The organism is uncultured Microscilla sp. (genome assembly GCF_947493425.1).
Taxonomy (GTDB): Bacteria; Bacteroidota; Bacteroidia; order Cytophagales; family Microscillaceae; genus Microscilla.
Genome location: NZ_CANLRP010000742.1, coordinates 1 through 205, shown reverse-complemented (window position 1 = coordinate 205; position 205 = coordinate 1). Strand labels below are relative to the sequence as shown.

General features: G+C 47.3%; 1 protein-coding gene. It reads left to right on the top strand.

From position 1 onward, the window contains the following. Positions 1–205 (top strand): hypothetical protein (locus Q0954_RS35005; protein ID WP_299466984.1); only part of this gene is annotated, 205 nt, incomplete at both ends.

Sequence of the window (205 nt, the reverse complement as noted above, 5' to 3'; positions counted from 1 at the left end):
TAAAAATAACTGAAACGATTCCTTATTATAGCGGTTTCGAAAACGCCACGGGTGGCTGGCTCACCCACGGTACTATAGGAGGAAGCAACGCCCACGAAGGCAGCAGCTGGCAATTAAAAAATGGGATGTGGCAAATGCCGGGTGGTTATGCAGCTAATGAACAATCATATGTAGCAAGCCCTGCTTTTGACATTGACCAGCTCAC